3 protein-coding genes are annotated in these 13,875 nt (G+C 64.5%); 1 reads left to right on the top strand and 2 read right to left on the bottom strand.

The window, feature by feature from the left end:
- Positions 1–85: 85 nt before the first annotated feature.
- The gene (locus tag DK261_RS18480; protein WP_110176112.1) at positions 86–349 is read left to right on the top strand and encodes a short-chain dehydrogenase; all 264 of its coding nucleotides are present in this window, start codon (positions 86–88) and stop codon (positions 347–349) included.
- A 186-nt stretch (positions 350–535) separates the two neighbouring features.
- Here the strand turns inward: DK261_RS18480 and DK261_RS18475 are convergent, their stop codons facing one another.
- Positions 536–1,171, bottom strand: coding sequence for a flagellar biosynthesis protein (locus tag DK261_RS18475; protein ID WP_232018441.1), 636 nt, complete (start codon positions 1,169–1,171; stop codon positions 536–538).
- Positions 1,172–1,378: 207 nt separating this feature from the next.
- Positions 1,379–13,855, bottom strand: coding sequence for a filamentous haemagglutinin family protein (locus DK261_RS18470; RefSeq protein ID WP_256597589.1), 12,477 nt, complete (start codon positions 13,853–13,855; stop codon positions 1,379–1,381).
- Positions 13,856–13,875: the final 20 nt, after the last annotated feature.

Here is a 13,875-nt window from a genome sequence, read left to right as displayed (position 1 = left end):
CGCCAACCCACGTACAGCTGCCACCCCCATTTGTTTGGCGACGAATACCGGGCGGCTATTTCAAATAGCTTAAGGAGCGTTACCAATGACTCAGCAATACATCCCCCTTACCGGCATCGACTGCAGCATCCCCTGCCTGCTGATCGACAAGAACACCCCGCTCGACGTCCTCCACGCCAACAGCGCAGCGCGCCTGCTGGCCGTCACCCAAGTGCTGGAAAGCCTCGCCCGCCTCGACCTGAAAGACGCCGACAGCGCCGACCTGCAACACCTGGCCAACGCCAGCGCCATCCTGCTGCGCGACAGCTGCGACCTGCTCGACGTCATGGGCTGGCGCCTGCAGGCCTGACACCGCACACCTGTAGCCGCTGCCGCAGGCTGCGATCGGCCGAATGGCCGTGACGGTTTCAAGACCGCTGAAGGTCCTTCGGACCTTATCGCAGCCTACGGCAGCGGCTACAGGGCAAGCGTCAGGGAAGTAAGCACCCGGGGGGCCATCAGCATGCGGGCGCCCGGCAGTTGAACAACCCTGGATTCAGAGTTGCTTGGCCATGGACTCGCTGATGGCCTGCAAGCCAGCCTCGGTGATCAGTTTCCAGTCATCCTCGGTAATCATCTGCATGCCTTCGCGTTTCAAGGTCTTGACCTCGACAGGCGAGGACGCGCTACCGGTGTCCACCTTCAGATGCGATTTGTTGTTCACCGCAACGGAGAAGGCCCCCGGCGACATCCATGACCAGAACTCGACCACATGCACGGTGATGGTCCTGGCATCCGGCGCCTGCTCGGTGCTCGGCACCACTTGATAACCGGCTTTGCCGTAGGCTGCGCCGATGCTCTTGGCAATCAGCGTGCTGACCTTGACGCCCTCCGGCAACAGCACATCGCCCAGCCCCATGCCATAGCCATTGCGCTTGCGCGCAATCGCGCGCTCGGTGATCGCCTTGTCGTTGATCTCGCCATTCTTCAGCGAAGGAATGTCGGCACTGCGCGGATCGGCTTCAAAACGACGCTCGTCGAGCACGTTGATCACCACCTTCTGGCCGTTGCCGCTGGCCACTTCAGGCCCGTCGATATCTACCACCGAACGGCTGGTGGCGCAGCCGAACAAGGTCGTGGTCGCCAGCAGCAAACCAGCGAGTTTCAGGTATTTCATGACGACTTCAGTCATTGGCATCCATCCAGTTCTGATTCAGAAAATAAGGCCGCCCGACGCCCACAGGCGTATTCGGGTGGCGCAGAATAATGCGCAATGACATTAAAATGCCACCACCTAAACCATGAATCGTCGCAAAGGCGGTGACCAGCCGCTCCTACAGGTGCAGGCAAAAAAAGGGGTGATCAACGATCACCCCGAGGCTTGGTACCACGAGAGAACCTATAAGGTCAGTTGCCGCCGCTCCTCCTCGGTCAACTGCTGCCGCGCCTGATCGCTCAGCGGCCCGGCGCCCAGCACCTGCACCGGGCTGTCCGGGTTGTAACCGGGGTTGGCCCGGCTAGCGCCATCCTGGGTCGGCGCCAGGCGTTCCTGGCCGAAGCTCAACACCTGCACACTAAACACCGACGGCATATTCTGCCGCGCCGCCGCCTGCTGCTGGCGCGCCACATCCTCGGCGGCCTGGGTCGCCGACGACGCCGCCGAACTGGCCGACGTCAGGGCCCCGGTATTGACCGACGCCACTACCGGTATCCCGGATGACTTGCCCTGGGTCTGGATGTTTGCCGCGTTGACCACTTGCAAGGCGAAGATATTGACGTTGCCCGACACCCTGATCCCTGCCTCGCCGGCATCGATGGTACCCAGTGGCGCCAGCAGGTCGATATCCCCGGCAGGCACTTCGGCAATCGGTGCCAGGGTGGCGATCCCCGCCCCCGAGCTTGGCACGTTCGACGACAGCGTGACGTTGCCCCAGTTGTCGTAGACCCGCTTGGGCGGCGTATAGATCACGGTGGTCTTGGAACCACGCCCAGCGTTGATATCGCCAGCGTTCGACCAGCCGAGGATCGCCCCGCCAAAGGTGGTCATGACCCGGCTCTGGCCCAACAAAATGCTGCCTTGGGAGTACAACTGGATATCGCCGGCACCCTGGGTGATGATCCCGGCACTGGCCGGCGGCGCCTCGCCTTCGATGCCGAATACCTGTTGCCCGCCCGGGGTCAGCATCTGGATGTCACCACCAAACAGCGTGCGTACACCCGCGCCGCCATACAGGGTGATGTCGCCGTCGTAAACGATCGGGTTGCCCGCCACATCGGCGGCTGGCAGCAAGGAAGCGATCGCATTGCGACTGCGCAGGAAGCTGCCGAAACGCGGGCCGTTTGCATCGTTGTACTCGCGGCCGCCCTCACGCAGTTCCTCGAAGTAGACGCGACGGGCGAAGACCCGCTGCTGCTCCGCCGGCAAGCTGGCAAAGTAGCCCCGTGCCTCGTCACTGGAACCCTCGAAGGCAAAGCGCTCCTTGAGCCACTTCAACAGTTCGGCTTCATAGGTCTTGGCGACTTTGTCCCGTTGCTCGGCCAGCGGCACGCCAGCCTGAGCCTGATTGATCGGGTCCAGGTACGGCGTGACGAACTTCAGGTAATCCAGGCCCGCGGCCCCGACACCGGCCTGCATGACGATGCTGGCGCCAGGCCGCGAGTCACCGGCCACCACCGGACCGAGACTGTTCACCGAGGCCTTGTCCTGCATCAGGATATTGCGGCCGGCGCTGATCTCCAGCGTGCCGGGGCCGGCGACGTTGAAGGAGCTGTAGAGCAGATCGCGGCCAGCGGAAACCACGGAAATATCGGTCCCGGCATTCTGCACGAACAGGTTGCCGATGCTGGTACCCGCGCCTGTCTTGTCGGCCAGGGTATTGCCGATGACTACCGGTATGGTGCTCGGGCGCCCCAGGGCTGTGCCCGAATTGACGATATCGCGACCGGCTTTCATCCACACGGGACCCGCAGCTTCGTACCAAGTCTGGCCCAGTCGCGAACCGCTGGTGAAACTCAGTATCTCGCCACCGCGAAAACCAACAATATCGCCCTGGGCCGCATACAGCCGTGATGACTGGATGGCGCTGTTGGCACTGGCAGTATTGGCGCCGAAGGCAAACAGCGACAGCTCGCTGATCGTAGGTGCAATGGCGTCGCTGCTGAGGTTGCTCACTATGAGATTCCGAGCAGCGTCCCAACCAGCAAAAGCGGGTCTGAACGGTGTCGGCAAGGTATCCAGGTCTGCGCCCGAGCGGTTGACCGAGTAGCCACCGGCATAAATCGAATCGCCGGCCAACAGATCCAGCCGACCATTATGCGAAGGCGCCAACAGCAAGGAGTAGTTGGGAGCGCTTGGGGTGCTCGCGCCCAGTGCCGACGAGCCGAGGAAAATGCTGCCGCTGGCGGCCACTGTGGTCAACTGGGACGGAAAGATAAAACGGCCGTCGGTAGTGGAGTAGTTCTGCTCGGATGCAGGTACAGGAATAGTGCTGTTCGGACGTAGCGCGCCCGTTTGCACGCTTGGGGTCAGATTGCCACCCGCCGAAAACAGGTTGATAGCAGTGTTATCGGTCCACAGCGAGAACCAGCCATAGCCACCCGATCCGTAAGTCGTTCCCTGATAGGTGAAGGCTGAGGAGTTCTCGCTGGCCACCCGCCCCGGATCGCCGGTGCCCGCCAGCACCAGATCGCCCCGGGTCGTGAGGTTTGCCGCTGCATCACCCAACATCAAGGTCACACCGCCGCTGGCGGCTCCCAGGCTGGCCTGGAACGGGTCATACGCTCGCGCCTCACTGGAGTCGTTATCAATCGGCAGGCTGCCGTACTTCAAGGCGATACCGCCAAGCCGACCGGTCTCCACGTTGAGCGCGCCACGCAGATTACTCAGGACACCGTTGAGATTGAGATTCTGCTGGGTGTAGTCAAACGATTCGAGGCTATCGCTATTGCTTCTGATCGACGCCCGCGCCGTCAGCCCTGGGTTGAGATCACCGCCGACACGCAGGTCGAGGTCGCCACCACCGGCCAGGATCAACCGACCGTCAGCCCCCACCCGTCCAGTGCTGCCCACCGCCAGCACCAGCCCTTGGCTGCGCGGCGACGACTGCCCGTCGGCGCTGCCGCGACGGGCAAGCATACCGGCATCGCTCCCGACATCCACGATCAGGTTACCTCCCCCCAGGGTACCAATACCGGTAAACCCCAGCAGGATTGGCATCTGCCCGATCAACTCGTTCTCGGGATTGATTGAGTTGACCGCACCCTTGGCCGGCACATAAGTGCCGTAGTTGATCCACCAACTGGTTGGAATCGGCGTCACCCCTTGGCTATCACCGCTACCCTGGCGCCATAGCCAGTCGGCCAGGTTGGCGCTGGGCAGTTGTGCACGGGCGTTTTCGTTACGCGGAAGACTGTAGTTGCTGAGAATGTCGCCAGTCAGGGTTCCCCCCGTGCGCAGCAGCAGGTTGCCGCCCTGATCTGGATACCAGGCCGCATACGGGCTGCCCGAAGCTTCGCTGACCAGGCCTTCATAAGCCGCGGCACCACTGCCGAGCACGCTACCATTGGCAGTCCGACTGCGCGGCTGGTCAAAACCCTGCGCTGCGTCGCCGGCCCGCGACGCACTGGAAGCACCCGCGGTATACAGGCCATACGACGACTGCATGGCCACATTACCCGCCGCCAGCAGGTCCAGATCCCCAGTACCGGTGCGCAGTACGCTGAAGTTCTGGGTGACCGGTACCACCTTGTTCACCGGGCCGACGATGACTTGCTCCGGCGTACCGGGGATGGCTTCGCCCAACGAGACACACAATCCGTCTGAACACCAGGACTCATACTCCGCCGTCACCGGCGTACCCTCGATAAAACTAGGGTCGATCAACACCCCGAGATCACTCCAGACGTAGTTGAAGCGATTGCACAGGCCATCGACACACCAGCCTTCATCAGCAGGAGAAACCCGTGTGCCTTCAACGAAGCTCGGGTCGATCAACACCCCCAGGTCGCTCCAAAACCATGCGCCGCCCGGACGCTCCGGAGTCCCCGGAATAATGATGGTCTCGTGCCCCTCAAAGACCGCGTAATGAGTGTCGGCCAAGGTCAGGTCACCGGCCATCACCGGTTTGATCGCCCGGGTGTCGGCGGCCTGGGTATCAGCCCCCGAAACCAGGCGCATCGACCAGGACAACGAGCCCTCCGGCAACAATGAAGCGACGGCCCAATTGCTGCCCTGGCGCCCACTGGTCACCGTGCGCAGCGGCACCGAAATCACCCCGGACGGCAACTTGATATCGGTTTCCGACGGAATCAACGCGCCTACCTTGAGCGCCAGCGAGCCGGCCAGTTGCACGCCGTCCGGATTGTTCGAGTCAAAGCTGTCGCGGCTTGGTAAAGGCACCCCGGCCGGCCAGATCATGGCGCCCAGCGAGGCCGCCGCGGGCAGCCGTGTGCCAGCGTCCAGGGTCATGCCGCTGGCCAGGGTCACGGCCTCGCGGATCAGAGTACCGGCGGCATACACCTGATTGCCGGCACTGTCGCGCACGGCCGCTTGCAGCACCGTACCGGCCGGCAGTTCCAGCGGTGCCTGCAGGGTCGCCTCGACCGGCAGCAAGGTGCCCTGCGCCAGGCGCACCGGTTTGATCGGCAATGCATAGTTGAGGGTCTTGCCGGCCGGGAACAGGCTACCGTCCGCCAGCGTCACACCCGGCCCCGGCACCACCACATCGCCACCAAAGGCCTGACGACCAGGGGTCAACACCCAGCCGGCATCGTCCGGGGTCGGCGGTGGTGGTGCAAAACCGTCGTTGATGCTGCCGTAGAGGTCCAGGTTGCCACCGGCGCGAATCACCAGGTTGCCCGGCTCGCCCGAGCCATACACCGAGGTTTTCTGCGCATGGGGATTGACACTGGTATAGCGATAACCGGAGAGATCCAGGTCGCCGCTGATCACCAGATCGCCCTGGGTGACGATCTCCAGCCCCGGGCGCAGGTGAAAGGCGTCGGCATAGGTGGCGTTGTTCAAGCCAGCCAACTTGCCATTCATCAGGCTGGCATTGCTCAAGGCATTGTCGATAAAGCGCTGGCTGTCCTGATGCTTGGCGTCCAGGTAGGCCTGATCGATCACCTGGTACGGCCGACCGCTGGCAGCCGGCGCCGTGCCCTCAGGGGCATCGGTGTAACGGGCGGTGCCGTTTACCGCGATGGAGCGAGCCCCCAGGATGTTCAGCCGGCCACTGGCATCGATGGCGATATCGCCCAGGGTCGGGTCGCTGGCATCCAGGCGCGGAGCATTGAGTTCCAGCGTCCCGCGGGCCTGGCCGTCGTACTGGCCAGGCGCCGTACCGGCAGCGACCGAGGTGCCGTGGCGCAGGTCGATGCGTGCACCGTCAGCCAGGGTCAGTTGGCCAAGGCCGGAGTTGAGTTCGACCATCGCACGATTCGGCGAATCGATGATCTTGCCGTAGCTGTCGACCCGCAGGGCCGTGCCATGGGTATCGAGCAAGGCACTGCCGGCCAGGGTCAGGCCCTGGCTGGCAGCCAGGCGAATGCTGCCGACCCGCTCGCCACTGGCATCGATGCTACCCAGCACCGTCAACTGGCCGTTATCCACGGAAACGTTGACTTCGCCGGCCTTGAGTTCGCTGCCGATCGTCAGGTCGCCGCGCTTGATCTGGAAACTGCGGGCGCCGAACACCTGGCCCTGGTTGAGGCGCTGGTTGAGCGCGGCGAAATCCCCCAGGGTCTGGGCGCGGATATCGACGCTGCCAGCCTTGTAAGGCACCAGGGTGCCGCCGGCGTCGTAATGCCCCGAGCTGGCACCGAGCAGCTGGCCTTGTAGATCCACCTGACCGCCGCCCTCGTCCACGGCTACCACCTTCAGGCTCCCACCATGGTTGTTCTGCGCCGACAGATCGATCAGCGACCCTGCCGCCTGGCGGATATCGCCCTCGCGGCTTTGCAGAATCACATCGCCGCCCCAACTGTATTGGCTGACTTCGTTGAACATGACCTGGCGCCCGGCCAGGTCCAGATGGGCGCGGTCGGTCAGGTTCAACCCATGCTCGGCATTGACCGTCAGCTTGCCGCTGGGCAGGACCACGGCGCTGTCCAGTTCGACGTTGTTGCCGGCCAGCAACACTTCAGCGCCAAGGCTGTCGATGGCCGGCAAGGCCGCCTGCTGGCCCGGTGCGCGACTCAACCGCAGGTCGCCCCCCGCCGTGATGCGGTTGACCGACCCCGCCTCGCCGGTCAGCAACGGCGTGCTGATATTCAGGTTGCCGCCGCTGTAGACGAAGCCCTTGCCAGCTTCATAGGCCCCCTGGGACTGATAGACCGCCAGGCTGCCCTTATGGTTGGCGGTCAGGCGCTCGCTGGCGCTGAGATTGACATTGGCAAAACCCAGGGCCAGGCGCGCGTAGTCGGCCAAAGGATCGGGCTGAGTGTTGGGGCCATAGCCGAATTCGATGCGCCGGGCCTGGATCTCCAGGGTGCCGCTGCCGGTGCCGGCACCGTTGGCGATCACCGCAGCGGGCGTACCGGCTGCCCCGTTCCAGATCAGGTTGCCGGTCTGGATCAGTGCCACATCGCCGGCCGCGCCGTCGCCGTAGATCGCCGGGGTACTGAGCATCAGGTTGTCGAGCATCGACTGGCCATTGCTGTCCAGGGTGCTCAGGGTGGTGCTGCCGTAGAAATTCAATGACTGGCCGGCGGTCAACGACAGGGTTTCCAGGGCCGGCGCCCCACTCGCGATATCGCCGCGCAACAAACGATTCATGACGTCCTGATTGAGGGTCAACCCCGACGGCAGGGCATTGCGCGCCTGGGCAGCGGCCAGGGCCTCTGGGCTGCCGACATTGACCCCGCCGACCGCCAGGGCCAGATGACGGGTGCCGTAACGCACCGCATCACCCAGCCTGAAGGTGTTGGTGGTGGCAAAGGCAATGGTGCCCTGGGAGTACAGCGTGGTTTCGCCCTGGCAAGTAGCCTGAACACAGTCACCGATCAAGATACTGCCGGGCCCCCGGCCCGCATCGTCCTTGGTCGGCGCGAGCATTTGCAGCACGCCGTTGGAGACGGCCAACACGCTGCGAAGTCCCGGTTGGTAGATAAAACCGTCGGTGGAGTCATAGGCCACATCGCCACGCCCCAGGGTATTGATCGATGCACCCTGCTCGACTTGAATCGCACCATTGGATCGACCGGAAACGAGGAACACTTCAGGGGCCGACAAAGTCGCGCCCTGGCGCAGAGTCACCGACTCAGCGGCACTGTTCGCGTCGAACTGGACAAAATTGCCACCTTGGCCATACACCACGTTCGGTGCTCCGCCAATGCTCATGCGAGCTGTACCAATGGCATTCAGATCATCGGCATGGAACGACACCCCATTGCCGTTGGCAGTGGCCCCGGCAGGCAGAATCTCGATCGCGCTGCCGCTGCCGCTCGATCCGGACATTACCTCCAGGCTCGCGCCAAAACCGCCTTCGGCCGATGCCGAACGTGCCACTCCGGCGAACTCGAAACCATTGGAGGCATTGCCCTGGCCGGCGACCAGGCTGACCCGCAAGGTTTTGCCGTCGGCCTCCAGCGCTGCGCGAGGCACTCCCTGGCGCGCGGCATCGCTACGGACAAAATCGGCATACGGGGTTTCGTTATATTGCGAGTAACTGCGCAGCACCACGGCCGGGGTCAGGATCACCTGGCGGCTCAAGGCATCCTGAATCCCGGTCTGGGCGATGGACAGCCGGCCCGCGCTGGACCAGGAGCCGTTGCTCATGACCGTGCCACGGGTCAGCGCGGTCGCGCCGAATGGCGCGGCCAAGCCATTGATCTCGACCCGGAACGCCCCCGGCAGCAAGGCATAGGTCGAAGGCAGCAAGGTGTAGGTGCCCGCCGGCAAGCCGGGGACGCCTGCGTCGATGCTGATCTGCTGGCCCACCAGGGGCGTCGTCGCCCCCGCCTCGCCACCGCTGGGCGCAACATTCGCCTGGACTCCGGGCACGATGGCGTACACCGGGTTGGTGTCCAGCCCCGGCAAGGTGAAGCGACCATTGGCGCCAAACTGCACCAGCGGGTTGTAGCGCGCATCGGTCGAACCACCGCGCCCGGAAACGAATGCCGCACCCAGCAACTGGCCGCCGCCGGAGAGGTCCAGTACCGCGCCCTGCTGCACCTCGATCGACTGCCCCAGCAACTGCGCGCCCACCACCAGGTTGGCGTTGGAACTGGTGCCGCCCACGCCCAGCAAGTCCACTTGTTTACCGTCGAAACGCCAGGTCACGCCGTCCACCGTGCCGCCATAGGGCAAGGTCAGGCCCGCGGCGCTGACCGACGTCAGGCTGCCCGGCAGCAGGTTGAGCTGTTTGGTGTAGCGCAATATCCCCTCCTGGGTGCCCAGGGAAATATTGCCCAGGGGCGCCCGCAGCACGCCGCCCTGCTCGATGACCGCCGCCCCAAGAGTCAGCTTGCCGAACACCGAATAGGGTTGCGCCGGATCGACGCTGCCGGTGCGCCCGATACTCAGGGTCCGGTCTGGATCGTAGTCCAGGCCATTGCCCCGATAACCCGCGAGCACCTGCGCCACCGCGCCGGTGGCCGGGTAGATCTGCGCAGCGGCCAGCCGCAAGTCGGACTGGGTGCTCAGGTTGGTGTTGCGCAAATCGATGGTGCTGGCCAGAAAGCGCATATCGCCCTGGCTGATCAGTTGCGTGTCGTCGAAAGCACGGCGGTCGATGGCCTGGCTCAGGCCGCTGGCGGTGGTGCCATGGGCACCGATACTCACACCGTCGCGGATATCCAGTACGTTACCCGCCGTGACCAACAGGCTGCCCGTTGAAGCCTGGGTCGAAACCCCGCCCTGCACCGTAGGGCGAATCGAGCGGTCAGGCGCATCCACCGCACCGACACCCGCCAAGCGTATATAAGGTGCGGCCAGTTGCACTCGCGAACCGGCCGCAGCGCTATCGCTCAACGCCAGGGCACCGGCATACAACTGCAGGCTCTGCCCCAGAGACAGCGACAGCGCGCCGTCGAAACTGATCAGGCCATTGCTGAGCAGCGACAGGTTATCGAAGCCCCCCGCCTGAACTTTATCCAGCCCCAGCCGGGCATGGCCATAGGCAAGGGTGTCTTGCACGGTTTCGGGACCGGCGCCACTGGGCAACAGGCTGTCGGCGCTGACCTGGCCAACCACCATTTCTCGCGCCTGGCGTACCCGCTGCGACGCACTGGTGCGGTAGAGCGGTACCTCCAGCGCCACATCCAGCGAGCCGCCGGCCGCACCGCTGCCACCCGCGCGGGCGTTAAAACTGCCGTCCAGGTACAGGCCGTTATTCGACGCCAGGGAAATACTGCCGCCACTGCTGGCAATCGCCACAGCCCCTTGACCCGCCACATCGACCATGGCTTGGGCACCGGAAGCCTCCAGGCGCGCGCCTTCACGCACCACCACAAATTGATTGGCCGCGCTGGCGATGCCGGTCTGCGGGTCGATTTGCCCACCGATCACGATGGTGCCACCTGCGTCCACCTTCCCGTAGCGACGCCGCAGGGCATCGGTCGCGGTGACCGCCCGCGCGGCGACATCGAGCACCGCCTGTTCCCCCACCCAGATCGAACGGCCATGACCGGCGCTCTCGACGGCTTCGGCCACATCCGGCGCAACCGAGATGCCGCTCAAGGTGATGGCGCCGCCCCAGGCATTCAATGCACCGTCCAGGGTCAACTGGCCAATACTGCCCAGGGCGATCGACTGGCCGGGGTCTACGCTAATGGCCGCGCCCTTGCCCACCACCAGCTGGGTACTGGCCATGTCCGCCGCGCTCGAGCGCGCGGTGCCGGCCCGCAGGCTGATACTCGCGCCCTGGCGCTGGCTGAGTACAGCCTTGATCGGGTCTTCCTGGTAAAGCCCGGGAAGCCGGTGTTCCAACGCAGAGGTCGGGTCCGCTCCAGTCGCTGTGCTCCTGGCCTGATCGCCCAACAGATAGACCGGTTGGGTCACTTCGACCTGTGCACCATCGGCCACCCGCAGGCCCTGGTTGCCGGTGATGTCATACGCGGCGAAGCCTTTGTCGAAGAACTGCGGGGCCAGCACCAGGGTGTCGGCAGCTGTATCGGCGGCGCGCTCACCGATCAGCACCTTGCCACTCTGGAGGCTCAAGGTGCCGCCACCGTTCACACCATGGCCGCGCAGCTCGCCGTCCAGGGTGAGCGTGCCGATGGCCGCTGCGCTGTTGGCATTGGCCGCCAGGGTGAGATTACCGCCCTTGCCAGCGCGGGTCTTGCCGTCGCTCATAAGCGTCGCGCCCGATGACACGTCGATCAGGCTGCCGCTCTCCAGTGCGACATCGGCGCTGCTGCGCAGCGAGACGCTGCCGCCATTGAGGTAAGGCAAGCGACTGCCATCGGCGGGGTCCAGCAACAGGTTGCTCCACAGGCCGCTGGTGTCCAGCCGGACGCCACTGCCAACCGTCAGCGTCGCGCGCTTGCCCCCCGTCGCCGCCAGGGTGGTGTCGAGCTTGCCGTTGCTGGTGATCTGCTGCAGCACATTGCCCAGGGCCAGATTGCCGCCATGCGCCGTCAGGCCGGCATCAACCTGCACCTGAGGACCGTACAGGGTGATATCGCCACCGGGACTGACTTCCAAAGCACCCTCAACCAGGATGCTGCCGGTGGCAGCGACCTTGACGCTGCTGAGTTTGAAACCGTTGAGCTGCTCGGTGTCGAGCCACAAGGTGCCCTTGCGCTCATCGGGCAGGACAGTGTCCAGGTCCAGCCCATTGGCTATCGTCGCGGCCTGTCCCAGCACCACTTGCTTGACGGTATTGGCATCGGCACCCAGGGCGTACTGCAGGCTGGCGCTGTCCTTGACGTAGTAAGGCACATAAGCCCCCACCACCAACTGCCCGCCCCGGGCCACGGCGTTCTGTCCCTGCTGGTAGCCGTCGAGCCCCGGACGCGGGGCCTGAGTCTGGCGGTCGCCCTGGAAGGTGTCACCGACGATCTGCCCCTCGAGTACCGCATTGCGGGTGCTGACTTCCAGACGGCCGGCATCTCGACCTACGCTGTAGCCTTGCTCCAAGCGCTCGCGGGGAGCAATCAACGAGTTGTAGTGGTACTCGGTCTGGCCCCAGCGCACGCTGTGCTCTTCGAAGCCTTTGTAGAGCCCGCTGTAGAGAATGTCACCCGGGGCCCTGGACAGCTCGATCAGCCGGCCATCGGCGGCCCGCAGCCAGGTCTGCTGGATCATCCCGTCCTGCACGTCCAGGGTGCCGCCGGAGAGGTTGATCTGCGAACCCTGCTGAGTCACCACCTCATTGCCGCTCAGACGTACGCTGCCGCCCTGGGCCATCCATTCGCCGACGTTGTGCGGCTGGGTGCCCAGATAACCGCCCACCTCCAGCAAGCCGCCAGCGGTGTACCAGCGATCCGTGGCGTAGCCGTTGGTCCCTGCCGGGACCAGCACCAGCTCGCGGGCATCGACCCAGACATCGTTGTTGTTGAGGTTCTTGCTGTCGCGGTTGACCGAGGCATCACGCTGCTCGTTGCCCTGGATATTGACCTTGACGCTGTTGGACTCCATCGCCACCTTGACGCCCACCGCCCCCGACACATCGATCACCGCACCGTCGCGCACCAGGCTGCGCTGCCCGGCATTCACCGCGACCTGGCCGCCAGTGGCCAGGGTGATCGAACCGCTCTGGAAGTCCACGGTGCCGCCACTGACGATCTCCACCAGTGACTGGTCGCGACGATAGGTATCAGCCGGCGTCGCGTTTCCAGCCAGGTTCAAGGCTGGCGTCAATAGCCCATCCCGCTGGCTGTCCAGGGCGGTGCTGCTGTCGATCAGGATGGCGCTGGCACTGCCCTCGCCCAGGGTGACCTTGGCGTCGCTGCCCCGGGCATTCAGATGCAGGGTGCCGCGGGCGTCCACCGAAGTGCTGCTCAGGGCCAGGCCTTTTTGCAGCACCTCCTGGGCACTCAGGGTGATGTCGCCGGTAGCCGCCTGGATCGAGCCGTGGTTGCTGACCTTGCCGCCGCCTGAAGCGACGACTTCGTTGCCGCGGGTGGTCGAGGTCGGGTTACCGTCGGTGCTGTAGCCTTTCTTGATCACAAAACTGTCGCCGGCGACCAGAGCGGTCTGGCCTCGCGGGGTGTTGATGCTACCTGCGTTATCCACTTCCTTGCCGAGCAACAACACATAACCGCCGCTGGAGGTGGAAGAACCTGGCACATGGGTCTGCAGTTGCGCGCCCTGCTCCACCAGAACCTTGCCGGCGGCGTCGCTGAACGTCGGCGCGCTGTCGCTGGCGCTGAACAGCCCACGGTTGTTGAACTGCTCGTCGCTGATGGTGGTGGCTGCCGCCACCAGGTTGCGCACATTGATCTGGCTGCTGCCGCTGAATACCACGCCGTTACGGTTGAGGATCATCACCGTGCCGTCGGCCTTGAGCGCGCCCTGGATCTGGCTCGGCGAGGTGCTGTTGTTGACGCGGTTGAGCACGGCCCATTCGGCGTTCTGCTGGAACTCGACAGTGGTGTCACGGCCGATGTTGAAGGTTTCCCAGTTGAGAATCGCCTTGTCGGCGGTCTGTTTGATCGACACCAGCGCCTTGCCGTTGGTATCGGTCTGTACCGGCCCTTCGGCGTTGACGAACAGCGGCTTGCCGTCGGCCCCGACCAGCACATTCAGGCCATTGCCCCCCAGGCCGTTGTGCAGGGTCTGCGGAGCGGTCAGCGCCGCCGCGCGCCCGGCCGCTTGCGCGGCCTGCTGGGCAGCGATGGCCGCTACTGTGTTGTTGAGGTTGCTCATCGAGCGTTGCAGCTGACTGTTGACCCGCTGCTGTTGCGCCAGGGGCGGCGGCGTACCGACCGGCAGCCCCCCACTGACAGATCCAT

This window comes from Pseudomonas sp. RW409 (assembly GCF_003184125.1).
Taxonomy (GTDB): Bacteria; Pseudomonadota; Gammaproteobacteria; order Pseudomonadales; family Pseudomonadaceae; genus Aquipseudomonas; species Aquipseudomonas chlororaphis_I.
Note: the sequence above shows the minus strand (reverse complement) of the source record. Positions and strands in the feature narration are given on the sequence as shown.

Bases quoted from the DNA above. Each gene is read 5' to 3' on its own strand.
- DK261_RS18475 (WP_232018441.1), bottom strand. From the start codon at position 1,171: ATGACTGAAGTCGTCATGAAATACCTGAAACTCGCTGGTTTGCTGCTG.
- DK261_RS18480 (WP_110176112.1), top strand. From the start codon at position 86: ATGACTCAGCAATACATCCCCCTTACCGGCATCGACTGCAGCATCCCC.